The organism is Chloroflexus sp., assembly GCF_049970315.1.
In the GTDB taxonomy this organism is placed as follows: Bacteria; Chloroflexota; Chloroflexia; order Chloroflexales; family Chloroflexaceae; genus Chloroflexus.
Map to the genome: position 1 here is coordinate 42,564 of NZ_JBMFNE010000017.1, position 24,023 is coordinate 66,586.

22 protein-coding genes are annotated in these 24,023 nt (G+C 56.1%); 14 read left to right on the plus strand and 8 right to left on the minus strand.

Going from position 1 to position 24,023, the window contains the following annotated elements; all coding sequences use genetic code 11:
- Positions 1–45: 45 nt before the first annotated feature.
- Positions 46–426: a fluoride efflux transporter CrcB gene (gene crcB, locus ACP5OT_RS12260; protein ID WP_424676474.1), complete on the plus strand. Its 381-nt coding sequence runs from the start codon at positions 46–48 to the stop codon at positions 424–426.
- Positions 427–466: 40 nt separating this feature from the next.
- Complete coding sequence (locus ACP5OT_RS12265) at positions 467–1,750, plus strand: DUF190 domain-containing protein (RefSeq protein WP_424676464.1); 1,284 nt, start codon at positions 467–469, stop codon at positions 1,748–1,750.
- Between the two features lie 62 nt (positions 1,751–1,812).
- Here ACP5OT_RS12265 and ACP5OT_RS12270 read toward each other — a convergent pair whose 3' ends face one another.
- The 4 genes from ACP5OT_RS12270 to ACP5OT_RS12285 form a co-directional block, all read right to left on the minus strand.
- A complete protein-coding gene (locus ACP5OT_RS12270; protein WP_424676463.1) occupies positions 1,813–4,317 on the minus strand; it encodes an ATP-dependent Clp protease ATP-binding subunit in 2,505 nt (834 codons plus the stop codon).
- 124 nt (positions 4,318–4,441) lie between these two features.
- Complete coding sequence (gene rpsA, locus ACP5OT_RS12275; RefSeq protein ID WP_424676462.1) at positions 4,442–5,644, minus strand: 30S ribosomal protein S1; 1,203 nt, start codon at positions 5,642–5,644, stop codon at positions 4,442–4,444.
- Between the two features lie 100 nt (positions 5,645–5,744).
- Positions 5,745–6,599 carry a DUF3329 domain-containing protein gene (locus ACP5OT_RS12280; protein WP_424676461.1) on the minus strand — a complete coding sequence of 285 codons (855 nt, stop codon included), beginning with the start codon at positions 6,597–6,599 and terminating at the stop codon, positions 5,745–5,747.
- 106 nt (positions 6,600–6,705) lie between these two features.
- The gene (locus ACP5OT_RS12285) at positions 6,706–7,695 is read right to left on the minus strand and encodes an MBL fold metallo-hydrolase (protein WP_428132270.1); all 990 of its coding nucleotides are present in this window, start codon (positions 7,693–7,695) and stop codon (positions 6,706–6,708) included.
- Positions 7,696–7,789: 94 nt separating this feature from the next.
- Between ACP5OT_RS12285 and ACP5OT_RS12290 the strand changes: the two genes are divergently transcribed.
- The 7 genes from ACP5OT_RS12290 (at position 7,790) to ACP5OT_RS12320 (ending at position 13,058) form a co-directional block, all read left to right on the plus strand.
- On the plus strand, positions 7,790–8,305 hold the full coding sequence (locus ACP5OT_RS12290) for a rhodanese-like domain-containing protein (protein ID WP_424676459.1): 516 nt from the start codon (positions 7,790–7,792) through the stop codon (positions 8,303–8,305).
- The gene (locus tag ACP5OT_RS12295; RefSeq protein ID WP_424676458.1) at positions 8,302–9,120 is read left to right on the plus strand and encodes a PHP domain-containing protein; all 819 of its coding nucleotides are present in this window, start codon (positions 8,302–8,304) and stop codon (positions 9,118–9,120) included. Before ACP5OT_RS12290 ends, ACP5OT_RS12295 begins: the two co-directional genes overlap by 4 nt.
- A gap of 45 nt (positions 9,121–9,165) precedes the next feature.
- Positions 9,166–9,774, plus strand: coding sequence for an NUDIX hydrolase (locus ACP5OT_RS12300; RefSeq protein ID WP_428132272.1), 609 nt, complete (start codon positions 9,166–9,168; stop codon positions 9,772–9,774).
- Positions 9,775–9,957: 183 nt separating this feature from the next.
- Entirely contained in the window at positions 9,958–10,368 is a 411-nt protein-coding gene (locus ACP5OT_RS12305) for a DUF4491 family protein (protein ID WP_424676456.1), read from the plus strand.
- Positions 10,369–10,449: 81 nt separating this feature from the next.
- Complete coding sequence (locus ACP5OT_RS12310) at positions 10,450–10,785, plus strand: DUF4491 family protein (RefSeq protein ID WP_424676455.1); 336 nt, start codon at positions 10,450–10,452, stop codon at positions 10,783–10,785.
- Between the two features lie 25 nt (positions 10,786–10,810).
- The gene (locus ACP5OT_RS12315) at positions 10,811–11,410 is read left to right on the plus strand and encodes a 5-formyltetrahydrofolate cyclo-ligase (RefSeq protein ID WP_428132274.1); all 600 of its coding nucleotides are present in this window, start codon (positions 10,811–10,813) and stop codon (positions 11,408–11,410) included.
- Positions 11,411–11,597: 187 nt separating this feature from the next.
- On the plus strand, positions 11,598–13,058 hold the full coding sequence (locus ACP5OT_RS12320) for a nitronate monooxygenase (RefSeq protein ID WP_424676453.1): 1,461 nt from the start codon (positions 11,598–11,600) through the stop codon (positions 13,056–13,058).
- Between the two features lie 19 nt (positions 13,059–13,077).
- Here the strand turns inward: ACP5OT_RS12320 and ACP5OT_RS12325 are convergent, their stop codons facing one another.
- From ACP5OT_RS12325 to ACP5OT_RS12335, 3 genes are all read right to left on the minus strand, one after another.
- On the minus strand, positions 13,078–14,061 hold the full coding sequence (locus ACP5OT_RS12325) for a TolB family protein (RefSeq protein WP_424676452.1): 984 nt from the start codon (positions 14,059–14,061) through the stop codon (positions 13,078–13,080).
- On the minus strand, positions 14,058–15,038 hold the full coding sequence (locus tag ACP5OT_RS12330; protein WP_424676451.1) for a diacylglycerol/lipid kinase family protein: 981 nt from the start codon (positions 15,036–15,038) through the stop codon (positions 14,058–14,060). Before ACP5OT_RS12330 ends, ACP5OT_RS12325 begins: the two co-directional genes overlap by 4 nt.
- A 149-nt stretch (positions 15,039–15,187) precedes the next feature.
- Complete coding sequence (locus ACP5OT_RS12335; RefSeq protein ID WP_424676450.1) at positions 15,188–15,376, minus strand: hypothetical protein; 189 nt, start codon at positions 15,374–15,376, stop codon at positions 15,188–15,190.
- 51 nt (positions 15,377–15,427) lie between these two features.
- On the opposite strand from ACP5OT_RS12335, the gene xerA reads away from it, so the two are divergent.
- The gene (gene xerA, locus ACP5OT_RS12340; protein ID WP_424676449.1) at positions 15,428–16,327 is read left to right on the plus strand and encodes a site-specific tyrosine recombinase/integron integrase; all 900 of its coding nucleotides are present in this window, start codon (positions 15,428–15,430) and stop codon (positions 16,325–16,327) included.
- A gap of 270 nt (positions 16,328–16,597) precedes the next feature.
- Entirely contained in the window at positions 16,598–18,217 is a 1,620-nt protein-coding gene (locus ACP5OT_RS12345) for a glycine--tRNA ligase (protein ID WP_428132277.1), read from the plus strand.
- Here the strand turns inward: ACP5OT_RS12345 and ACP5OT_RS12350 are convergent.
- Complete coding sequence (locus ACP5OT_RS12350) at positions 18,194–19,123, minus strand: molybdopterin-dependent oxidoreductase (RefSeq protein WP_424676447.1); 930 nt, start codon at positions 19,121–19,123, stop codon at positions 18,194–18,196. The genes ACP5OT_RS12345 and ACP5OT_RS12350 overlap by 24 nt on opposite strands.
- Positions 19,124–19,463: 340 nt before the next feature.
- Here ACP5OT_RS12350 and ACP5OT_RS12355 point away from each other — a divergent pair, with 340 nt between their 5' ends.
- Genes ACP5OT_RS12355 through ACP5OT_RS12365 form a run of 3 tightly spaced genes read left to right on the plus strand, consistent with a single transcriptional unit; the run spans position 19,464 to position 23,648 of the window.
- Complete coding sequence (locus tag ACP5OT_RS12355; RefSeq protein ID WP_424676446.1) at positions 19,464–19,811, plus strand: MarR family winged helix-turn-helix transcriptional regulator; 348 nt, start codon at positions 19,464–19,466, stop codon at positions 19,809–19,811.
- Between the two features lie 37 nt (positions 19,812–19,848).
- Complete coding sequence (locus ACP5OT_RS12360) at positions 19,849–21,774, plus strand: ABC transporter ATP-binding protein (protein WP_428132280.1); 1,926 nt, start codon at positions 19,849–19,851, stop codon at positions 21,772–21,774.
- Positions 21,771–23,648, plus strand: a complete 1,878-nt coding sequence (locus ACP5OT_RS12365) for an ABC transporter ATP-binding protein (RefSeq protein WP_428111766.1) — start codon at positions 21,771–21,773, stop codon at positions 23,646–23,648. The genes ACP5OT_RS12360 and ACP5OT_RS12365 overlap by 4 nt, the downstream gene beginning before the upstream one ends.
- Positions 23,649–24,023: the final 375 nt, after the last annotated feature.

Genomic DNA, 24,023 nt, shown 5'->3' on the forward strand with positions numbered 1-24,023 from the left:
AGCTTTTGTTGGGTTCGATGTTACTGAAAGAACGAACAACCGATGATGAGCAATGTGCTAGCGATTGCCCTCGGAGCGGCGATTGGTGCTAATCTCCGCTATGGCATTGGTCTGTGGGCAGCTCAACGCCTCGGTACAACATGGCCGTATGGCACCTTTATCATCAATCTGTTAGGCTGTTTACTCATTGGATTATTGCTGACGCTGGCCGCTAACCGACTGACACTCAGCGAACCGATACGACTAATGCTGGTGACGGGTTTACTCGGTGGTTTCACTACCTTCTCAACCTTCGGCTACGAGAGTGTGACACTCCTTAATAGTGGGAACTGGCTGGCGGCGCTCAGCTATGTTGGCGGAAGTGTCATTGGTGGCCTCATTGCGGTAATTATCGGTATCGGATTAGGGCGCTGGATCGGCGGATAGATAGATGGGTCAAGGTTCGTTTGTAATGAGGAGGTCACCGATGGAACAGGCCATGACCCAACAACTTTGGATTTATATTGATGAAGGTGACAGTTTGGAGGGGCGCACAATTGTGACGCGCATTGTCGAAACGCTACGCGCTGCCGGTGCGCCCGGCGTCACTGTTCTGCGCGGTGTAGGCGGCTATGGCACCCACGGTGTGTTTCACAGTGATCTGTTGGTGGACATTCCCAGTCGGTTACCGTTGGTGATTACGTGTATCGACCGCAGTGATCGGTTGCAACGATTATTGCCAAAACTGAGCGAACTGGTGCAAGAGGGTTTGATCGTGCTCTCGCCGGTGCAGGTGGTGAAAGTGGGTCGGCGAGCCGGTGGAGTATTACCGGCACACCTGACCGTTGCCGACGTAATGACCCATGACGTAGTGTCGGTGACGGTCGACACACCTGTAGGTGAGGTGGTGCGCCTGTTGATCGAACGCGGGTTACGCGCGATGCCGGTAATCGATACTGATCGCAAGGTAGTGGGGATTGTTACCGATGCCGATCTTCTCCAACGGGGTGTGATTCAGTTACCACTTCACTTGCAGCAACTCCTGCCGAATAATGATCGGGCAGCCCAACTAGCGGCAGCCGCATCTCGACCCGAACGGATCGGTGAGGTTATGACACCAAACCCGATCACAATCCCTGCAACTGCCTCATTAGCACAGGCGGCATTGGTTATGACCAAGAATGACCACAAACGGCTGCCGGTGGTTGATAACGAGGGGCGATTGGTAGGTATTGTTAGTCGGTCGGATCTGTTGCAGACGGTGGCGAACAATTTTGCGATCAGTCGTGAGACGCTGCCGGCAGAGCTTGTCACGGCAACAACGGTTGGCGAGGTGATGGCTCGCGATGTTCCGGTGGTAACGCCGGACACGTCACTGAGCGAGACGCTTGATCGGATACTCTCGACGCCACGGCGACGAGCAGTTGTTATCGATCAAGATCGGCGTGTGATCGGAATCGTGAGCGACGGCGACATTTTACGGCGAGCGATGCGCCCGGTATCACCGGGATTGCTGCAACGGTTTGCCATGTGGATCGGCGGTGGTGCGCGCTCGCCGGAATTGGCGTTGGCCCTCCAGAATCAGACGGCGGCTAACGTGATGACGAGTCCGGTCATCACCGTCACGCCGGACACGCCGATTACTGCTGCCATCGAGCAGATGATTGCTCACCGGATCAAGCGGCTGCCGGTGGTTGATGACCAAGGACGATTAGTGGGGATGGTAGGCAGAGCGGCACTGTTAGGAGCGTTAATCGGCAACAAACGGTAGGTTATCGCCCAACGGATGTGTCAACAGAGCGGCGGGTCGGTGACCCACCGCTCATTATGGACTTATGCCAGCGCCGGGCTTTCTTCCGTCTTCTCCTGATCGATCTCGCGTTGTGAGCGAAGGCGCAACTGATCCTCATAGACATCGACAATCACCGTATCCCCATCTTGGAACTGACCGGAGAGCAACCCTTCGGCCAGTGGGTCTTCGATCAGGTTGGTAATCACTCGCCGCAACGGGCGCGCACCGAAGGCCGGGTCATAGCCACGGCGAGCGAGGTATTCGAGCGCATCGGGCTGCACGACCAACTTGATCTGGTGCTCATCGAGCTGGGTCTGCACCCGCTTAAGCATCAGTTGAGTGATCGACTGAATCTCCTCTGTCGTGAGCGGATGGAAGATGATCGTAGCGTCGATTCGATTGAGGAACTCCGGTCGGAAGAGCATCCGCAACGCTTCATCAACCTTACGCCGCATATCGGCCTGATCGATCTCCGCCGCGTTCCCACCAAACCCAATCCGTGACGCTCGTCGGATGTGCTCGGTACCGACGTTACTGGTCATAATGATGATCGTATTGCGGAAATCAACCCGTCGGCCCTTGCCATCGGTCAGATGACCATCTTCGAGCACTTGCAACAAGAGGTTGAAAGCATCGGGATGGGCCTTCTCGATCTCGTCGAACAGCACCACGCTATAGGGCTTGCGACGCACCGCATCGGTCAACTGACCACCCTCACCGTAACCGATATAGCCGGGCGGCGAACCAACCAACCGCGAGGTGGTATGGCGCTCTTGGAACTCCGACATATCGATCTTGATCAGCGCCTCTTCGGTACCGAACATAAACTCGGCCAGCGCCTTGGCCAGCTCGGTCTTCCCGACGCCGGTGGGGCCGAGGAAGATAAAGCTCCCAATAGGTCGCTTGGGGTCCTTCAAACCGGCGCGGGCACGGCGCACTGCCTTCGAGATAGTGACAATCGCCTCGTGCTGACCAACAATCCGACTGTGGAGGAACTCCTCCATATGCATCAGGCGCTGCGTCTCGTTACCGGTGAGACGGGTAACGGGCACACCCGTCCACATCCCAACCACCTCAGCAATATCCTCTTCGGTCACATAAGGCCGGTCGTAGCGCTCATTGCCGCGCGTCCCCAGCTCGGCCTCAATCTCTTGGATACGGCTGAGCATCCGCTCTTCACGCTCACGCAGATTTTCGGCCAGCTCGTACTGATGATCTTCGAGGGCAGCCTCACGTTCCTTCCGCAGTGCCTCCAACCCACGCAGCGCATCACGCAAGCGTGGCGGCGTCGCCGAACGATACATCCGCACTCGTGAAGCAGCCTCATCGATAAGGTCAATCGCTTTATCCGGCAACTGGCGGTCGGGCACATAGCGAGCCGAGAGCACTGCTGCCGCCCGAATAGCCTCATCGCTAATCTGCAACTGATGGAAATCCTCGTAGCGCGACTTAATCCCGCGCAAAATCTGGATAGTATCCTCAATCGACGGCTCATCGACCATCACCGGCTGGAAACGGCGTTCGAGGGCTGCGTCACGCTCGATATACTTGCGATATTCATCGAGCGTCGTCGCACCGATCGTTTGCAACTCACCGCGCGAGAGAGCCGGCTTGAGGATATTGGCCGCATCGAGCGTCCCTTCGGCGCCACCGGCACCGATAATCGTGTGGAACTCGTCGATAAAAAGGATGCAGCGTGACTCTTTAATTTCATCAATCACACGCTTGAGACGCTCTTCAAACTGGCCACGATACTTGGTACCGGCGACCAGCGCACCCATATCGAGCGTCACCACCCGTTTACCTTTGATGCTATCGGGCACATCACCCTGCACGATACGCTGGGCCAAACCCTCAACAATCGCCGTCTTCCCAACACCAGGTTCACCGATCAGGGCCGGGTTATTCTTGGTACGGCGTGAGAGAATCTGGATTACGCGCTCAATTTCATGTTGGCGCCCAATAATCGGATCGAGCCGTCCCTGCTCGGCCATCTCAGTCAGATCGGTGCCAAGTGCATCAAGGTACGGCGTCTTCGACTGGCGCTGCGTCGTTGGTGTACCAGGAGCAGACACGCGCGCCTCACCGGTAGCGCCGGCAGTCCCGTGGCGTAAGGTGCGCATCACCTGATTCCGCACCTGTTCGAGTGAGACGCCGAGAATGTCGAGCACGCCGGTGGCAACACCTTCACCATTGCGCACCAGACCAAGCAACAAGTGCTCGGTACCGATATAGTGATGGTTCAGGCGATTGGCCTCTTCAATCGCGTATTTAATAACCTTTTGGGCGCGGGCCGTCAGTTCCTGATCGGTAACCAACGTACTCTCACCGGGGCCAACGATAAACTCAACCGCGCTTCGTGCCTGCGGCAGCTTCACCCCGAGTTCATCAAGCACACGGGCCGCAATCCCTTCGCTTTCACGAATCAGGCCCAGCAAAATATGCTCAGTGCCAATGTATGGATGATTGAACGCACGCGCCTCTTCGGCCGCTAACTGCAATACCTGCTTGGCACGCTTAGTGAATTTACTGTAGAGGTCTGACATACTCTTCTCCACCTGCTTGATTTGGAGGAAATGACTAACACGGCTCGACAGACCGGGGAGAACAACTTGTGTTCCGATAAAACCATCGTGCGCCAGAGCGCCATCGTGCGCAAGACGGTAGCGTTTAGCCAGCCTCCTCCGTTTCGGCGTCGCCCTCCGACGGCTCTTGTTGGAGCCGTAGACTCAACCCCATCCGCTTCCGTGCCGGATCGATGCGGATGATCCGTGCCTGCACAACTTGACCCTCGCTTAGCACGTCACGTGGGTGCTGAATACGCTCATCACCTATTTCTGAAACGTGGATCAGCCCTTCTACCCCATCTTCAATCCGTACAAAGGCGCCAAACGAGGCCAGTTGTGTAACTGTCCCTTCGACAATTTGCCCCAACTGATAGCGTTCGGCCACCCGTGTCCACGGCTCGCTTTGGGTCCGCTTGATCGATAGCGCGATCCGTTTGCGCTCGTGGTCAATGTTCAAGATGGACACTTTGACTTTATCACCCACCTTGAGCACTTCGCTCGGATGTTTGACGCGCGACCACGAGATCTCGGACAGATGCACCAACCCATCAGCGCCGCCGATATCGACGAAGACACCGAAATCGCAGACCGACGAGACCACTCCTTCGCGCACATCACCCTCTTGTAACGATGCGAGCAACTCGTCTTTCTTCGTCTCACGGGTTTCGACCAACGCCTGCCGCTCGGACAGGATCAGGCGGTTGCGGTTGCGGTTGATCTCAATCACTTTCAGCGGCAGCTCAACATTTACTAGCCGCGCCATTTCGGATTGCTTTTGCGCCTCCGAAGCACGGCTAACACTCGACACCTGCGACGCAGGGACAAACCCGCGCACACCATCGAGATCGACTAACAGGCCGCCCTTGTTGTAATTCTTGACGCGGGCGTAGATAATTTCGCCCCGCTCGTAATACTCTTGCAATGCGCGCCAGCTTTTTTCTTGCCGAGCTTTATCGATTGATAAAATCGCACGTCCTTCTTTGTCTTCCGATTGGACAACGAAAACGAGGATGGTATCGCCAACTTTGAGCGCAGCTCGATCGTCTTCACTGAGGGTCTGCATCTCCCGGCTAGGGACGACACCTTCGGCTTTGGCGCCTATGTCAACCAGGATTTCATCTCGGTCAATCCGCATGATCCGTCCATCAACGGTGTCACCGTGTTTGAGGTTACGGTAGGCATGGGCCGGATCGCTCAGTATCTGTTCCATCAGTGCCTGATCGCCACGCTCCATCAGATCGTTTAGATCAGGTTGGCGAACGTCCTCATTGTTTGTGTTATTCCCGGCATGCTTCAACTCTTCCATGAAAAATCCCTGCGCAGAAGCGGCGGCGCGCCATTCGACGGGGCTTGGTCGGAGTAATACGTAGCAATATTATACGCCGGGCTGATGTAAAACGCAAGGATTACGAAAGTATCTCATCGCTTGCGGCAGGACGCCGCCGGTATGTCGCGGTCGTGACTGGAACAATAGGAAGCGGCAGCAGAGCGATACTACGGAGCTGCATACCGGCTTCTTCAGTACATACGAGCGTTCCCGGTGAGCTTTCCACAACGAGTTGAGCCGTTTGGGTGATGATGTCGCCGGTGACGTAAAGACCGAGCAGGGGAACAATGGCGACCCGCCCATTGCCACTGCTCAGCGCAAACGGCGGTAGTGGTAAGCCGGCAGTCTTGGCGGTGGCTACAATGGTGGTGATCACGTTAACCGCACTGCGAATCGGGTCGGGTGTGGGGAGGAGGACACCCACGATAAGGAGCGCTACACCATCGTGCCACTGGACGAGTGCTCGCTGGTGGGCTGCCGATTCAGACAATATCTGTGTGCGCGCCCGCAGCTCAGCCAATGGATCGGTAAATGCTAACCGGCCCACCGCGACCACCGCAATCGGCGTGACTTTACCCTCAACCGGTGGAAGGATGGTGAGCGTTTCGAGTTGTTGGATAGCCGGTTGTGACGGTTGTAGGCGTTGGCGATGTTGTTCGGCACGCCATCGCTGTAACAATCGGTTCATTGCGTGGCACACTTCACCCCACGCGCCCACCCCGACTTCGAGTTTGGCTTCTAAGGAGCCGGATTGAAGACGGTTGGCCAGAGCACGCATCGCCCGCCCAAGACGATAGCGTTCCCACAGCAACAGCAAGACAGCAGCGCCCAGCGCTACGATTGACAACACCGGAGCGATTATGAGACTGATAATCGCTATGCTACAAAGTATGACAAGTAGCAAGAGAGTTGGTTCCGCTACCCAACGACCCATACATAGTACGCCTTGTATCCTTAACCATAACCGGCAACGCAAGCTGGTGCAGCTCGGCATAGTCGCAGCGTACCATGGGTGGGGAAGTATGCAGCTCAGACGTAGATTACAGATTGGCGAACGATGCTCTCGGCCGGTAACGTACCAATGCCTCGTCGTCGTAGCGTTCGAGCATGCCATCTGCAACCAGTAATTCGAGATGGGCAATTGTCTCGGCAATCGCAAAACGGGCTTCGTGTGGGGTGAAGCGCTCGACAGCGAAGACCCGTTGCGCAACGGTAAATGCCGTTTCGGCGCCATCCTGTACTGCCTGGAGCATAGCCTCAAGACGGTTTTGGTGGTGATGTTGCAATTCGGCAATTCGCTCCTGCCACGCAGTAATGGTCTTCCCATGACCGGGCAAGGCCAGATCGACATTGAGAGCCGCTAATTCCCGCAACGATGCGAGATACTTGCGTAACGGATCGGGGTCACTCTCCGGCCATACGCCAATATGCGGCGTGATCTTCTGCAAGACTTGGTCACCTACTAAGGCGAGCCGCTCGTCGGGAGCATAAAAGATGAGCTGGCCGTCGCTGTGACCAGGGGCATGAATGGCGAGAAAGCGCCGCTCGCCCATGGTCAGCCACGTACCGGCCGGTAGTGGAGTCAACGGAGGATGAGGACGAGTGCCGGTACGTAACCGCGCAATCGCACCGACCACTTGTTTCACCAGCTCGGCCGGCATACCATGGCGGAGAAAATGTCGTAAACTAGGATCATCATGGTCGGCGCGGTGGATCCATACCTCCTCGGCCAATGCAATCTCACGCAGGGCGAGAAGGACTCGTGCGCCAGAGCGTTCGTGGAGCCAACCGGCCATACCGAAGTGATCGGGATGAAAATGGGTGAGAACAATGGTATGAATCTGATGGGGAGCGATCCCTAATTCGGTAAACGCCGTCTGCCAACCGGTTTCGGCAGCCGGGGTGTGCAGACCGGTGTCGACCACCGTCCACCCTTGACTGTCTCGGAGCAAATAGACGTTAACATGGTTAAGGGCAAAGGGCAGAGGGAGGCGCAACTGGTACAGATTGGGAAGGAGAGCCGTAATCATACGAAGCAGTTCCTGTTAGATGACGCAGCGCGTCGGCGAATAGACTACTTGCATTATAATACGGTAAGGATGTAGACAATACCACTTTTGACGTATGGAACATTTTGAACCATCATCATCTCAGCCACCGGCATGGCGTCTACCGGCCATCATCGGTGGAATTATCGTGCTTGCCGGTTTGTTGGCTTTTTTCATCACCGGTACCGGGACAACAGCACCGACAACACCCCCTACTACCGCTCCTACTGTTGAGACAGCCGCAGGACACGGCGATTTAAGCAACAGCCCCCCGGCGCCAACCATCTCGGTCACCGAAGCCTACCAGCGTTGGCAAAATGGGAACGTTATCTTCGTCGATATGCGATCCGGAGAGGCATATACCACCGGCCACCTGCCCGGTGCGCTCAGTTTGGCTTCCCCTGATCTCAATCAACAGCTCGCTGCCCTGCCGGAAGATGGATTGATCATTACGTATGGTGATGCAAGCCGACCCACCGCCGGTCAGCGTGGAGCGCAGATTTTTCGCGACCTCGGCTATGGGCCGGTAGCTGCTCTCGATGGCGGTATTGAAGCGTGGCAGGCGGCAAACCTGCCGTTGGAGCGACCATGATCGATTTACACATTCACACCAACGCGACCCCCCATCACGCAACGTGGACACCGGTTGCACTGGCCGTTGCTGCTGCGGCACGTGGGATAACGATGATTGCTGTGACCGATCATAATACGACAGCCAATGTGATCACGACGGCAATGGCCGGAATGCATTACGGTGTGCAAGTGGTCAGTGGGGTAGAGATTGATAGTGCTTTCAACGGCAAGTTGTGGCACACGTTGGTCTATGGCGTCGATCCTGAAGCACCGGCCCTGCTCGATCTCTGTGCGGAGGTTGTCAATCGCAATGCTGCTGATGCAGCGCAACTGCTGCGCGATTTATCGGCAGCCGGATTCCGTTTGCCGGACCTAACCGACCGTGATCGCCCCCCGACGGTTGCCGATGTCGCTCTTGCATTAGCACGTCACAACGACTTACCCGGTCGGATCGCCGGCGAAAGTGATGAAGAAGCCGGTATGCGCTTTATTCTCACACACTTTGCCGCCGCTTACCGTCCACTTGGCGTCGATGAGATTATCGGCGTGGCACATGATCTCGGTGGGTTAGCGGTGCTGGCCCATCCCGGACGAGACAAAGGGATCTATGCCATCTCCGCTACCGACGAGGATATTGCAGCGCTTGCCGCCGTTGGACTTGATGGCATCGAGGTCTATTACCCAACGCACGATGCAGCAACCCGGGAGCGATTACTGGCCGCGGCTCAGCGTCATCACTTGCTGGTGTCGGGTGGGAGTGATTCGCACCATCCGCATCAAGAGTTGGCAACCTGGCGGGCAACGGATTTGACTATCGTCGCCAGATTGCGCTGATCACCAACTCATACCTCGCCTAACGAGCATAGCACGGATCATCATATGAACGTACCATCAGCACTCGATTGGCTACCACCACACCACCGTGCGGAAGTAGTCATGCTCGCCGCCCACTACGGCGTACCGCACCACCGTCACATTGTTCTCACCGACGGCGAGTTTGATCCACTGATCAAGACTGATCGGTTAGGTGAGGTGGGAATGGTGGTGCGTCGGCGTGACGGCGGTATTCTGGTGGCGCGTAAAACCTACTATCCGCCAGAAGTCTTCCGCTTGCTTACCGGCGGTATCGCTCCCAACGAACCGATTGCCATCGCGCTTGAGCGTGAAGTCGCTGAAGAGACGAGCCTTACGGTGCATATCGAGCGCTTCCTCGGTATTATCACCTACGAAGCACGGCAGCCCGTTCTCCGTCGATTTGTGAGCTACGTCTTCTGGCTCACCGAATTGGGCGGTACGCTCCACGTTGCCGACCCAACAGAACAAGTCGCCGAAATGCGCACCGTTGCCCCGCCAACGTTGCCGGCACTGGCTGACAAGTTACGACAGTTACCGTCTACTACCGATCCGGCGATCAACGGGCGTTGGTCCAGTTGGGGCCAATTCCGTGCCGTGATGCATGAAGAAGTAGCGGGGTGGTTACCGACATAACTTGTTGAGGTGAGACTTCATCGCCGCTTGCCTCATGAGCACGCTACCCCAACCGCTATCGGACGACGGCAGCCACCATGGCTGCCGTTCGATATCCTGTGAAATCATTCACTTGACAGCCAAAGGCTTCCATGTAATACTGCAAAGGATTAGTCATATTTGTATAGTTTTATGAGGATTGACATGGTACAAACAAGTGGTCTTTGGCTAGCAATCGCTACGTTTCTCAGCATCTGGTGGGGACACGTCGGGGTACGTTGGCTCGAAGCACAAAGCGCCGATATTCGCCCCCCAATGGTTGTGTTGATCATCGCCGGTCTTGCTCTGAACCTGGTAGCTCTCTTTGCACCGAATATCACAATTAGCGGCGTGTGTAGTGTGGTGGGGATTTCGCTCTGGTGGGATGCCTTTGAACTAGTTCGGCAAGACCGGCGCGTGCGCCATGGTCATGCCCCGGCCAATCCGGCTAATCCGCGCCATGCACGGTATCTGGCAGCAGGAACGGCGACAATTCACGATCCCCTCGATCGCGAACCGTCCGATCCGATGGAACCGGCCCCGCACTCGATAGATCGTAAAGCTGAGATTGCATAACCATGGGTAACTCGGTAAGAGCCGGCAGGCATCCGCAGACGACAATCTTATCGTCACTAGTAATCTTACGGAGTATAATGTATGATGTGGCAAGGGTTAGCGATAGGGCTCTTTAGCCTTGGCATTATCGGCTTTGGCTTTTTCTGGGTCATCCGAATGGAATACCATCTCGGCTATTTATGGTGGCCGTATCCCCTCCTGTTAGGAGTCGGGATAATCATTGGCTCACTATTTGTTGCCGATGCCGGTTGGTCGGCGCTTCTCGGTGTCACCGGAGCATCGTTCATCTGGGGCGCGACCGAGTTGAAGGAACAAGCGGTACGTGCCGACTTGGGATGGTTCCCACGTAACCCGAATCCCAAGCCGTTGCCGCCGTTTGCCTCGCTGATCCGCAAAATAAAGGCACCGCATCTATAGTATCGAGTTGGACCACAGGAACGCTGTGGTCCAACGGACTATCTTCATGACCGACATTGCTGCCGAGAAGGCTGCCTTACGTGCCAAGATGATGACCTTGCGTGATACGTTACCCGAACGGGAAAGACGGAGTGAACGAATCTGCGCACTAGTCCAGACCTTAGCGGCATTTGCGACTTCCTCGGCGATTCACTGTTATTTCCCGATGCGCTCTGAAGTTGATACGAGACCACTGATTGCAGCAGCGTTGGCTGCCGGCAAAGCGGTGGCTGTCCCAATTGTTGTCGGTCGCCATCAGCTTGAGCATAGCTGGATTGATAGTTTGGCCGAATCGGAATGGGTGCGCGGTCAGTTCGGCACGCGACAACCACGCCAGATCCATCCGGCTCATCCCGGGGAGTGGTCGGTGACGATTGTCCCGTTGCTGGCATTTGATCGTGACCGGTATCGGTTGGGCTACGGCGGTGGTTATTACGACATGCTCCTCGCTACTGCCCCAACCCTCGCAGTTGGAGTAGCATTCGCCGCCCAGGAAATTGAGCAACTGCCGCGAGAAGCACACGATTACCAACTCGATCTCATTGTGTGCGAAGATGGGATTCGCGGAGATGGCCGCTCTATGTAGCGAATTCTTATCTGGCACCGTTGGTTACTCTGCGGTATGATACAAACACTGTGGACTGACTTTCTAGCGATCACGAGGATTAACGACCCTCGATGACATACCCACAGCTTATGGACTTGCGTCCATATCTTGTAGCCAGTTGTAAAGGGATCTGCCTACTCATTGAATGGTGAAGGAGTTCGACTCAATGCGCGCCACCGATTTGCCGATGATTATTCAGGGTGGCATGGGTGCCGCTGTCTCTGATTGGCGGCTAGCACGCGCCGTAGCAGCATGTGGTCAACTTGGTGTGGTCTCTGGGACCGGGATCGATACCATTCTCATCCGTCGATTGCAAGATGGTGACCGAGATGGGGCGATGCGCCGTGCGATGGCACATTTTCCCATTCCCGGCGTAGCCGAACGGGTTTTGGAAACCTACTTCCGCCCTAACGGTCGCGAACCTGGCGAGCCGTATGCGCTGCTACCGATGTACAACCTGAAGGTGAGCAAGGAACGACAACAGGTGGCAATGCTAGCAGCGTTTGTCGAGGTGTGGCTGGCCAAAGAGGGGCACCAGCGCCCAATCGGTATGAATCTGCTGACAAAGATTCAGTTACCGAATTTGGCTTTGCTCTACGGGGCTTTGTTGGCTGGGGTCGATGTGATTATTATGGGAGCGGGCATTCCGCGTGAGATCCCGGCCGCACTTGATGCCTTAGCCGCCAACCAACCCGCACGCCTCACCGCTGAAATTGAAGGCGACGATGGCTCACCACCGACCTATATTACGTTCGATCCGGCTGAGCATTGGCCGGGCTCACCACCACCTTTCCGCCGACCACTCTTTTTGCCGATTGTCGCTAGTGTGACGTTAGCGACAATGTTTGCCCGCAAGATTGCCGGCGTCGATGGATTGGTGATCGAAGGTCCAACGGCAGGAGGTCACAACGCACCGCCACGCGGTGAACTCCGTCTTAATGAACGGGGTGAACCGATGTACGGCCCGCGTGATGTGGTCGATCCGACCAAGATTGCAGCCCTGGGGTTGCCTTTCTGGCTGGCAGGGGGTACCGCTTCACCGGAAGGGCTGGCTGCCGCACGGGCTGCTGGTGCGATGGGGATCCAAGTCGGTACGCTGTTTGCCTTTTGTACCGATTCGGGGCTTGACGATTCCCTGCGTCGCTCGGTGCTCGACGCAGCAGCCCGCGATGCAGTTGATGTCTTTACCGATCCGCGCGCCTCTCCGACCGGCTATCCGTTTAAGGTAGTGCGCTGGGACAACGATCCAGCCCAAGGCGTACCCCGTCAACGTATTTGTGATCTCGGTTATCTGCGCTCGATGTACCGCACGCCGAAGGGCACAATCGGTTATCGCTGTGCCAGTGAGCCGATCGCAACGTTTGTCAAGAAAGGGGGCGATCTGGCCGAAACTGAAGGCCGGCGCTGTTTATGCAATGCCCTGATGGCAAATATTGGTGTTGGTCAGGCCCGCACCGATATTGGTATCGAACCACCGTTGCTGACGAGCGGTGACGATTTGTTACGTCTGCGCACGATTTTTGATCTGCGCCGTGGTTACTCGGCGGCTGATGTGATCGCCTATCTCCTTGGTGAGCGCCCGGTGGCGGTGACCATCCCGCAACAGCAGGAGTCGATGGCCGGATAGACGGCGCCAATTGCCCCGTCTATCGTGTCCACGACAAACCGGCATCGGGGTTGATCGCGAAACCGGTTGAAAAACGACGTGACGGGCCAAGGCGTAGACCTTCGTCATCGACCGTCACCGTCGCAAGGTAGAGATCGAACCCGCGCTCACCCGGTGGAATGGCGAGAAAAGCCAGCAGAGTACCGTCAGGAGAAAAGACCGGTGCGCGCGCCGTTCCAAGATCGGTGATGCGTACCGGGGAACCACCGGCGGCGGGCAAGGTGTAGAGGTCACTACCACCGTTGATCCTTACGGCAAAAACCATCCACCTTCCATCAGGGCTTACCGCCGGATCGTAGGCCGGAGTAGGTGCCCCCGGCAGCGGCTCAGCCTGCCCACTGGCAATCCGGTAGAGCTGCTGTTGACCATCGCTACCGAGCACGGTGCGCACGGCAATCAGCTCATTCTCATGAGAGGGAAGAACGACGATACGCCCGATATGGGCATTCGCATCGGCAAATACCGGTTGGCGTTGACCGTTGAGGTCATAGCGGAAGATGGCAAACGGCGCATCAGTCGGTGGATCACCAACCGGCGGTGCGGCTTGGGCAGCGGCCAACACACCACTTCCATCGGGAAGCCAAACCGGATAGAACGCCCACATTGCCGCATATACACGCTCGATGCTGCCGGGTGGTGCAACCGGGTCGTTGCGAGTCAATTGGGCCAGCATCGCCCCTGAACTATCGGCCACCCACAAATCACTCGCACCGGCCCGCGCTGCCACGTAGACGATCCGTTCACCGCGCGGATCAAAGGCCGGCTGGGTCGCCGGCGGGGCAATCAACTGACGGGCAATTCGGCCTTCCCACAACCATACGCCACCCTCACGACTGAACAGCAGGCGGCCGGGTAATTCGTCGCCCTGCAACGGAGCCGATACCGGTGATTGGTCAGGTGACGGCGCGGCACTACACGCGGCAAGTAGCAAGCCGGCGATGATCACCAACCAGTGCAGTTTCATGCTTCATCCTCCATCCGACGGCGACGCAACCATGCCAAGAGCCGTTGTGACCAGCGGCGCGCACTCGGTGGTGGTTGCTGGATTAAATCGTCGGGCAGCTCAGATGGCAACAAAGCCCGCAGTGCTGCCGGCACAACGGTAAACCGCATCGGCGTGGTTCCGATAGGATCACCATCGACTTGGACCGGCAAGGGTGGTCGGGTAATCACCTCAATCTCGTGGGCACGATAATAGGCAATGTCGGGGTTGAGGCTGAATCGGCGCCGGAGAATAGCAATCAAATGACCGATAGCGTTCAGACCATTGTCGCCTTTAATCACGCACACATCGAGCAACCCATCATCAATACTGGCACGGTGAGTAATCTTGACTAAACCACCATACAACTGCGAATTGCCGATCACGATCATCAGCACACGAGCCTTGATCCGACGACCATCAAGGAAGAGATTTGCTCGTGTACCCCGAATCCGGATTACCTCTTCGATACCACGGGCAACATACGCCAACGCGCCAAAACGCCGTTTTTCTGCAGGACGAATATTAGCCGTAATCGCGGCATCAAAACCGATCCCCGCCATCAAGAGAAAATAACGTTCGCCGGCGCGCCCGACATCAATTGATCGCGGCGACCACCCCAACATCGTCTGAGCAGCGACACGTGGTTGGAGTGGCAAACCCAATTCTCGTGCCCAGACATTCATCGTTCCTAACGGCAACGTAGCCAACATCGTCTGGCTACCGACCAAACCGTTCACCACCTCGTTAATAGTCCCATCGCCACCGGCAGCCACGACGAGATCGTACCCGCAATCAACCGCCTGGCGGGCCAGCCGTTGACCATCGCCAGGACCATTAGTCGGCTGCAACTCGACCAACCAACCGTGTTCACGCCAGACCTGAGCTGCTGCTTCAAGTTCGGCTTCTAACTGCTCGGCGTGCCCGGCCGTTGGGTTAAAGACAATCAATGTGCGCATGCAAGTGTACTCTCGTTGTGTCAAACTACCGTCAGTATAGCAGAAACCATTCGCTGCACCATTGCTACCCAAAAACGCATGGTACAATAAGCGGGCAGGCTTGGACGTGGAAGGAGGGTGCGATGAACCAGGCTCCACCAGAACCACCGTCATTCGAGCCGGTTGAACAGGAACGACCGGCAGTGAGTGGCCCACGCAGCAGGGACGAAGATCAACGCGAGTGTCCTGTATGTCAAACGCTGATGATACTTTGGGCCGGATTTTACCGTTGCCAACACTGCGGCTTCAAAGAGAGCTGCTGCTTCTAGATTGACACGCCACAGGCTTTCAAGTACCATAACCGTCACGCAATCCGTCAGACACGTGGCGAGTAACGACCGGGCAGACGCATGAACCAGTATGTAGCGCAATTTCTCGCCTATCTAGCCGATGAACGGAAGATGTCGGCCAATACCACTGCGGCCTATCGCACCGATCTCGAGCAACTCTGCTCGTTTCTGCAAGAGCGAGGAATCGAGCAGTGGAACGATGTGAATACCGAGGCAATGTTAGCCTTCGTCATCACGCTCAAAGAGAAAAAGTACGCCAACTCAACCGTCGCGCGACGATTGGCGGCGATTAAATCGTTCTTTAGCTTTTTGCGCAAACGCAACGTTATTCATCATGACCCGACTGAGCAACTTGACGCGCCGCGCGTTGATCGCTTCCCGCCAAAAGCTATCTCCCAGAATCAGGTTGATGAGCTGCTGGAATTGCCGCTGCAAAATAACAGCGGACCGGAAGGACTACGCGATAAGGCGATGCTCGAAGTGCTCTATGCAACCGGTATGCGCGTCAGCGAATTGGTTGCATTGAATATTGACGATATTTCGTTCACGAGCAAAACGGTACGCTGTCTGGGTCGGCAAGGGCGCGAGCGGATTCTGCCGCTCAGTGAGGCGGCGCTGACTGCGCTTGAAGAGTATCTTGATATTGCCCGTCCCAAATTAGCCAACCACGCCCATGGCAATGACGAGGCACTCTTCCTCAATCATCGCGGCAAACGGTTGACCCGCCAAGGTTTCTGGCTGATCCTGAAGGAGTACGCCGACCGGGCTGGTCTGCACGATCTAACCCCGCACATCCTACGGCATTCCTTTGCCGCCCATCAGTTGCGCAACGGCGTGGATTTACGCGAGTTACAGGAACGACTCGGACACGCCTCAATCGCGACGACCCAAATCTATACACATCTGACCGAAGAAGAGACGCCATCGAATGTAGCCGGCAGTAGTCAACCTCACCGGTAGCATGGCAAAGGAGTTGCAGGTCGCTCACCTCTGTGCTATACTCGGACCACGACGGCGATGAACCGGAGGAGTACGCCGGAAGGAGTACCCAGCGAGCCGGGAATGGTGTAAGCCCGGCGACTCGGAACGGCGGAACGGCGCCGGGGAGCCGGTGTGTGGTTGAGGTGAGCGGCTCATGCCGCTAACCGGGGTGGAACCGCGCGTCAGGTTGTGATGCGTCCCCGGGCGATATGTCGCCCGGTTTTTTTGTTGGAGCAAAGGAGGAAGATCGTGCCGGCTACCGCTCTTGACCAGATCGTGGCGCTGGCAAAGCGTCGCGGCTTTATCTTTCCCAGCAGCGAGATCTATGGCGGTTTACAGGGCGTGTATGACTACGGCCCCCTCGGCGTCGAATTGAAGAATAACATCATTGCCGATTGGTGGCGGACGAATGTGTATGAACGTGATGATATGGAGGGTCTCGATGCGGCAATCTTGATGAACCGGCTAGTCTGGAAGTATTCCGGTCACGAAGAGACCTTCAACGATCCCTTGGTCGATTGCCGCACCTGCAAGATGCGCTGGCGCGCCGACCATATTCACGGTGTGTGCCCTAATTGCGGTTCGCGTGACCTCACCGAGCCGCGCCCGTTTAATATGATGTTCCGTATCCAGATCGGGCCGGTGGCTGATAGTAGCTCGTTTGCCTACTTGCGCCCCGAAACGGCACAAGGCATTTTTGTCAATTTTGCTAATGTTCTTACCACTACTGCCCGAAAATTGCCGTTTGGGATTGCCCAAGTCGGCAAGGCGTTTCGCAACGAGATTACCCCACGCAATTTTATCTTCCGGGTGCGTGAATTCGAGCAGATGGAGATTGAGTATTTTGTCATGCCGGGTACCGATGAAGAGTGGCATCAGCGGTGGCTTGAGGCCCGATTGGCGTGGTGGGAGCAGATCGGTATTCCGCGGAGCCGGATTACTATCTACGACGTGCCACCCGATGAGCTTGCCCACTACTCAAAACGCACGTTTGACCTTATGTACGATTACCCCAACATCGGCGTGCAAGAGATCGAGGGCATCGCTAACCGTACCGATTACGATCTCGGTTCACACAGCAAAGATCAAGATCAACTCAATCTAACCGCCCGGGTGAACCGCAATGAAGATAGCCTCGCCCGCCTTACCTATTTCGATCAGGCGAGCGGTCGCCATGTGGTACCGTATGTGATCGAGCCATCAGCCGGGGTGGGACGTTGTATGCTGGCGGTCATGTGCGAAGGGTATGCGGAAGAATTGACCAAGCCGATCCCGACCGAGAAGTTGGCTGCTGCCGGTGATGCCTTACAGACGTTCCTCAAGTCGGTTGGGCGTAGTGAGAAGATCGGTGGTGAAGCCCGCGATGCCATCCTTGCTCGTGGCGAAGCGTTACAACAGGCGCTCACCGAACGGTTACCTGAAGTTGAGCAGTTGTTGGCGATGCCCGGCGCCGATCAGATCGAGGTCGGGAAGAAGCTGCGTGGGCAAGTACAACCGCTCATCGATGAACATTACCGGACGGTGTTACGCCTCAAACCGCGCCTTGCTCCGATTAAGGCCGCCGTCTTCCCTCTCAAACGCAACCACGAACAGCTTGTCACTACGGCCAAAGCGGTGCGGCGCCGGTTGCAGGTCGGTGGCGAGATGCGCACCGTTTATGACGATACCGGCGCGATTGGCAAGCTCTACCGTCGTCAAGATGAGATCGGAACCCCCTTCTGCATTACGGTTGACTTCGATACGATTGGTCAGGGCAAAGACCCATCGTTGGCAGGAACGGTAACGGTGCGCGATCGCGATACGATGGCGCAGGAACGAGTACCGATGAGTGAATTAGAAGGATACCTACGGGAGAAACTTCGCGCGTAGCGCCACATCGTTCAGCAGATCCCACCTGCGGATGGTGCTGCGACCACGATTATCGCTGATCTGTACGGCTAACCGGCGGCTGCCGACCGGTAGACAGCGATACCAAAAGCGGCGCCATGCCCGTGGGCCGAGATCATCGTCGAGTTCAGCATCGACCCACGGGCCGCCATCGACCGAGAGCATCACCCGCGCTACTCCATGCCCCCCTGACCATGCCATACCGTAAAGTGACGAATGATCGTCGGTGAACAAGCGACAGTCGATTGCCAGCTCGCCGGAGCAATGAGCCTCCGGTGGCGCTTTATCGGCTGAAATCAGGGTGATGTGAGTAAGCCACTTGATCCAATAAAACCCATACCAACCCGGTACTACCAGCCGCACCGGCCCACCATGCACCGCCGGTAAGGGCTGGCCGTTCACCGCATACGCCAACATCCCGTCTTGCCAGAGTTTGCTGAGGGTAACATAACAGACGAGCGGTTGCTCACCGGCACTTCGACAAACGGCGAAGCTGGCTTGGGCCTTTACCCCGGCTGCCTCCAGCAAGAGCGCCAGCGGTGTGCCGATCCATTCGGCGTTGGCAATGTTTGCGTAGTCTGCATGCTCGCGGGATTGACCGATGAGAGCCGCGATCAAACTGCCAACCGGTGTACGCTGTAGATCGGATAGGGTGATGGTCAACGGATACCGCACCAGCCCGTCAATCGTCAATTCCCAACTGTCGGCAAGATGCGGAATGTGTGGCTGACGATTACGGACGAACAAACGCTCGACCGGCGTCAGTTCCTCGTTGAGGATGGCGAGGGGCGGATACAGAATCAATGGCACATCACTCACGAACCGGAGCCGAGCATCCTTAGCCGGTAACATTGTGGATGGCGAGAAAGACATGAGTTCAAGCGACATACCGGTATCCGTTGACAATCGTGAATACTCCGGCTGTTAGTAGTATAGGATCATCGTGTGGATAAAAGATGACAGTTGACGTAGGCAAGACTACAAAACGTTTATGAAGGTGTGCCGATCACGGCCGGCGGTATACCAAGCAGAACGATAGGAGCAGTGCCATGCGCGCGGAACCCAGGACGGAATACGCATTTGACAAGTCAATCATATCGTAGTACCCTTTATTTAGTTTGTCTAACTAAACAATTGAGCGGTCATGGACCAGACTACCCTTATCAATGCCCAACGCATGATTCAACTTCTTGACTGTATGCGTGCGAACCAACCGCGCAGTCCCCTTATGCAACAGCTCAATGAGTGGGGATTGTCGATGTCGCACCTGCGCTTGCTCAGTCTCCTCGCCCCCGACCGCAGCTTATCGATGCGAGAGTTGGCCGATGCATTGAATATTACACCTCCCTCCCTCACGGCACTAACCCGGCGGCTCGTGCAAAATGGCCTTATCGAACGCCGTCCCCATCCCGACGATAGTCGTGTGGTGCTACTCTCACTCAGTGAAGCCGGTCGCAAACTGCACCATGATCTAGAGGCCGAGCGATTAGATCGGATGGTACGATTACTAAGCGGCTTAACGCACACGGAACAGCGGTTGTTTCTCGATTTACTTGAACGCGCGATGCGGACGTGATGTCGTCAGATTCGTCACACGCTAGGAAGCCTTTGTTATGCAAGCTAACCGTTTCGCTCAATCATCAACGCAGCGACCAACACCGGGCGCACTGATCCGAGCCATTCGCTATCTTGGCCGACAACGACGCACGGTTACCATTGCTTACGGAGCGCTGGTCATTGCGACGCTAGCCCAGTTGGCGGTGCCGCAACTGGTGCAGAACATGATCGATGCCGTGACCCGCAGTGTCGTGGCAACACGCATCCTGACTGAAGTACCGGCAGCATTCCAAGCTGCCGCAGCCGCTCGGTTGGGCGTCACCATTGAGCAGCTTCAACTTGATGCTGCCAATGCCGAAGGTATTGTCATTAACGCTGCGTTGCTCATTCTAGCGTTCGCCGTAATGCGTGGCATCTTCTCATTTTTGCAGACGTTTATGGCCGAACGTACATCACACGGATTGGCGTTTGATCTCCGTAACGCTATTTTTAGCAAAATCCAGCGGATGTCGTTCAGCTTTTACGACCGCAACCAAACCGGGCAGTTGATGGTGCGCGCCACCGATGATGTCGAGCGCGTGCGCACATTCGTCGCACAGGGGTTGGTGTTGACGGCACAGTCTTTTTTGTTACTCACCGGGGCATTAATCGTCTTAGCTTTCACTAACTGGCAATTAACACTGGTAATCGTGCCGCTGTTGCCAATTGCACTGGCGGTTTTCTTCATCTTTGGTCGGATCAGCCAGCCACTCTTCGCCGAAGTGCAGAATCGATTATCACGACTCAATACTATTTTGCAAGAGAATATTGCCGGAATTAAGGTTGTTAAAGCATTTACCCGTGAATCTTACGAAGAGCAGCGGTTCGACCGGGCAGCGACAGCGCTGATGGAGCAACAGATCAAGGTTAATCGCATCTTTGCGTTTCTGTTTCCGGTAGTTTTTCTGATCGCTCAACTCGGCCAAGTAGCAATTCTCTATTTTGGCGGTCAGCAGATCCTCAATGGTACGTTGGCTTTGGGTGAATACCAGAAATTCAGCCTCTACCTTGTGTATGTATTCTTCCCGCTCGGTCAACTCGGTTTTATTATTGCGCTGCTCGCCCAAGCCGGTGCATCGGCTAGTCGCATTTTTGAGGTGCTTGATGCGCAAAGTGAGATTGTGGAGCGACCCAACGCTATTCCGCTGCCACCACTCAAAGGTCGCGTCGAGTTCCGTCATGTCACGTTCCGCTATTTCAACAGTAGCGCACCGGTGTTACAAGATGTTAGTTTTGTTGTTGAACCGGGGCAGACGGTGGCGCTGCTCGGCGCAACCGGCAGTGGTAAGACCTCGATCATTAATCTGATCCCGCGCTTTTACGACGTGAGTGAAGGAGCGGTGTTGATCGATGGTTATGATGTGCGCGATGTGACAATTGATAGCTTGCGGAGCCAGATCGGGATTGTGTTGCAAGAGACAAACCTTTTTAGTGGGACGATCCGCGAGAATATTGCGTTTGGCCGCCCCGACGCGAGTGATGAAGCGGTGATCGCAGCGGCAAAGGCAGCGGCCGCCCACGACTTTATTATGAGTTTTCCCGATGGCTACAACACCCGAGTCGGTGAACGTGGTGCAACCCTCTCTGGCGGACAAAAACAACGCATCGCCATCGCCCGTGCGCTCCTGCTCAACCCACGCCTGCTCATTCTCGACGATAGCACGAGTAGCGTTGATGTTGCTACCGAGGCTCTGATCCAGCGCGCACTTGACCGGTTGATGCGGGGACGCACCAGCTTTGTCATTGCCCAACGGATCAGTACGGTACGGAATGCCGATCTCATCCTCGTGCTCGATAAAGGTCGGCTCGTCGCGAGCGGCACACACGCCGAGCTGCTGGAAACGAGTCCGATCTATGCCGAAATCTACGCTTCACAGTTGGTCGAAGATGCACCGCTGCCGTCGTCAAACGGGCATGCGGGCGAAGGAGCGTCTACACTATGATGGGAGGACTAGGCGGCCCTGGCCGCATGCTCAATACCGAAGTCCAAAAGCCGAAGAATGTCTGGGCGACCGTTGCCCGCTTCTGGCCCTATTTTAGGCCTTACTGGTTCGCCGTCGCCTTGACATTCATCTTGATCACGGCAAGTGCCCAACTTCAAGTTACGGCGCCCGAACTGATCGGGCAGGCCGTTGACTGCTACCTGTTCCCGAAAGCGGATGCTTGTTGGTACGCGACCGTCGATCCGGCAGCCACAGTGGCCGATCGGTTAAGTGGCGTAAGTGGGCTGGTCGGCTGGTTGTTGGCAGTCTTCATCGGTGGGGCGTTATTCCAAGGGCTTGCCTTCTTCAGTATGAACTGGGTTGGTCAGCACGCCTTACGTCAACTCCGTGAAGATGTCTTCGCCCACATCCACCGCCTTTCGCTCGGCTATTTTGCCCGCAATGAGGCCGGTAATGTGATGAGTCGAATTACGAACGACACCGACACCATCCAGCAGGCGCTTAGTTTTGCTCTCTTGAGCGTTGTTAACGGCATCTTGCAGATCGGCTTGACAATCAACGCAATGGTGCAGAGCAATTTACCCTATGCCCTGATCAGCCTAAGCGTGGTGCCGTTGATGATCCTCGCCACCTTTTACTTCTCAACCCAAGCACGGCGCGCGTTTCGCCTCAGCCGCCAGCAATTGGGGAATGTCAATGCCGGTTTGCAAGAGAGTATTGCCGGTGCTCGTGAAGTCCAGGCGTTCAACCGTGAAGCCGAGAGTATTGCTCAATTTGAACGAGTGAATGCGGCAAACCGTGATGCCAGTATTCGCGCTGCCAGCTTTACCAGTGCCCTGAACCCGGTGTTGGAAGCACTCGGTTATGTCGCAATCGCGATTGTAGTGGTGACCGGTTCGCTCAGTGCGCTCCGCAACGCGCCGCTCTTCGGGACTACAGTCATCTCGCTCGGTACCGTCTTTGCGTTCATTCAGTACGTGCAACGGTTCAACCAACCGATCCAGCAAATCGCTACGCTATGGACAAACGTTCAGAACGCAATTGCCGGCGGCGAGCGGATTTTTGGGCTGCTCGATGTCCAACCGGATCTCGTCGATGCACGAAACGCACGTCCGTTGCCGCCGATCAAAGGCCGCGTCGTGTTCAATCACGTGTGGGCCGAATACAAACCGGGTGAGCCGGTTCTGCGTGACATTACCTTTGTCACCGAGCCGGGCCAAACCGTTGCCATCGTTGGGCCAACCGGCGCCGGTAAGACTACGTTGGTTAATCTGATCCCGCGCTTCTACGATGTAAGTGCCGGTTGCGTAACAATTGACGGTTACGATGTACGTGAAGTGACGGCGGCAAGTTTACGCGCACAGATCGGAATTGTGTTGCAAGACACGTTCCTGTTTGCCGATACGGTGATGAACAACATTCGCTATGGCCGGCTTGAAGCGAGTGATGAAGAGGTCATCGCGGCGGCCAAGCTTGTCGGCGCGCATGAGTTTATCGAGCGCTTGCCCGAAGGTTATCAGACCATCCTCGGCGAACGTGGGACGGGTCTCAGCCAAGGGCAGCGCCAGTTGATCGCCATTGCCCGGGCTGCACTGGCGAACCCGCGCATCCTGATCCTCGATGAGGCAACCAGCAGTGTTGATACTCGCACCGAGCGCATTATTCAGCGGGCTTTTGATCAGATGCTCAGCGGACGTACCAGTTTTGTGATTGCGCACCGGCTTAGTACCATTCGTAACGCCGATCTCGTTCTGATGATTCAAAACGGCCAGATTGTCGAACGCGGTACTCATCACGAACTGATCGCGCGTCGTGGGGCGTACTACGATCTCTATCGACAGCAATTTGCGACCGAAGTCGAGGCCAGCGGGTAAGGGGTGGAATATCTACTCTTCAGAACGTGCGCCGACTGCGTATTCCGATAATCGTATCTGACAGACGCGACGTTCCCGACTACGGTAGAGACCCCCTCCACCGTAGTACCATTGCCGGACAGATTCGCCACGGGTAGGGCAGTTGTGATTGCCAGCCGTTTCAGATTTTGCGCTACGTTCAGGTCCTGGTCATCGTGTGCTCCACAATGCGAACACGTTCATCCCGGTCAGTCAACCGCAGCGCCTCGTTTTTTGTGCCACAGACCGAACATAAGGCGAGGCACTTAGTGGTCGGCGCACGAGCCGTGTGCCGTAACGTTTCGTCTTGCATTCGATCTGAGCGCGAAATACCTCAAAACCCACGTTTGCTGAGGG

Excerpts from the sequence above, each read along its gene's own strand:
- ACP5OT_RS12270 (WP_424676463.1), bottom strand. The coding sequence starts at position 4,317 with ATGTCAGACCTCTACAGTAAATTCACTAAGCGTGCCAAGCAGGTATTG.
- ACP5OT_RS12310 (WP_424676455.1), top strand. The coding sequence starts at position 10,450 with ATGATGTGGCAAGGGTTAGCGATAGGGCTCTTTAGCCTTGGCATTATC.
- crcB (WP_424676474.1), top strand. The coding sequence starts at position 46 with ATGAGCAATGTGCTAGCGATTGCCCTCGGAGCGGCGATTGGTGCTAAT.
- ACP5OT_RS12265 (WP_424676464.1), top strand. The coding sequence starts at position 467 with ATGGAACAGGCCATGACCCAACAACTTTGGATTTATATTGATGAAGGT.
- ACP5OT_RS12365 (WP_428111766.1), top strand. The coding sequence starts at position 21,771 with ATGATGGGAGGACTAGGCGGCCCTGGCCGCATGCTCAATACCGAAGTC.
- ACP5OT_RS12300 (WP_428132272.1), top strand. The coding sequence starts at position 9,166 with ATGAACGTACCATCAGCACTCGATTGGCTACCACCACACCACCGTGCG.
- rpsA (WP_424676462.1), bottom strand. The coding sequence starts at position 5,644 with ATGGAAGAGTTGAAGCATGCCGGGAATAACACAAACAATGAGGACGTT.
- ACP5OT_RS12360 (WP_428132280.1), top strand. The coding sequence starts at position 19,849 with ATGCAAGCTAACCGTTTCGCTCAATCATCAACGCAGCGACCAACACCG.
- ACP5OT_RS12355 (WP_424676446.1), top strand. The coding sequence starts at position 19,464 with ATGCAACAGCTCAATGAGTGGGGATTGTCGATGTCGCACCTGCGCTTG.
- xerA (WP_424676449.1), top strand. The coding sequence starts at position 15,428 with ATGAACCAGTATGTAGCGCAATTTCTCGCCTATCTAGCCGATGAACGG.
- ACP5OT_RS12335 (WP_424676450.1), bottom strand. The coding sequence starts at position 15,376 with ATGGTACTTGAAAGCCTGTGGCGTGTCAATCTAGAAGCAGCAGCTCTC.
- ACP5OT_RS12290 (WP_424676459.1), top strand. The coding sequence starts at position 7,790 with ATGGAACATTTTGAACCATCATCATCTCAGCCACCGGCATGGCGTCTA.
- ACP5OT_RS12305 (WP_424676456.1), top strand. The coding sequence starts at position 9,958 with ATGGTACAAACAAGTGGTCTTTGGCTAGCAATCGCTACGTTTCTCAGC.
- ACP5OT_RS12285 (WP_428132270.1), bottom strand. The coding sequence starts at position 7,695 with ATGATTACGGCTCTCCTTCCCAATCTGTACCAGTTGCGCCTCCCTCTG.
- ACP5OT_RS12320 (WP_424676453.1), top strand. The coding sequence starts at position 11,598 with ATGCGCGCCACCGATTTGCCGATGATTATTCAGGGTGGCATGGGTGCC.
- ACP5OT_RS12280 (WP_424676461.1), bottom strand. The coding sequence starts at position 6,599 with ATGGGTCGTTGGGTAGCGGAACCAACTCTCTTGCTACTTGTCATACTT.
- ACP5OT_RS12350 (WP_424676447.1), bottom strand. The coding sequence starts at position 19,123 with ATGTCGCTTGAACTCATGTCTTTCTCGCCATCCACAATGTTACCGGCT.
- ACP5OT_RS12330 (WP_424676451.1), bottom strand. The coding sequence starts at position 15,038 with ATGCGCACATTGATTGTCTTTAACCCAACGGCCGGGCACGCCGAGCAG.
- ACP5OT_RS12325 (WP_424676452.1), bottom strand. The coding sequence starts at position 14,061 with ATGAAACTGCACTGGTTGGTGATCATCGCCGGCTTGCTACTTGCCGCG.
- ACP5OT_RS12295 (WP_424676458.1), top strand. The coding sequence starts at position 8,302 with ATGATCGATTTACACATTCACACCAACGCGACCCCCCATCACGCAACG.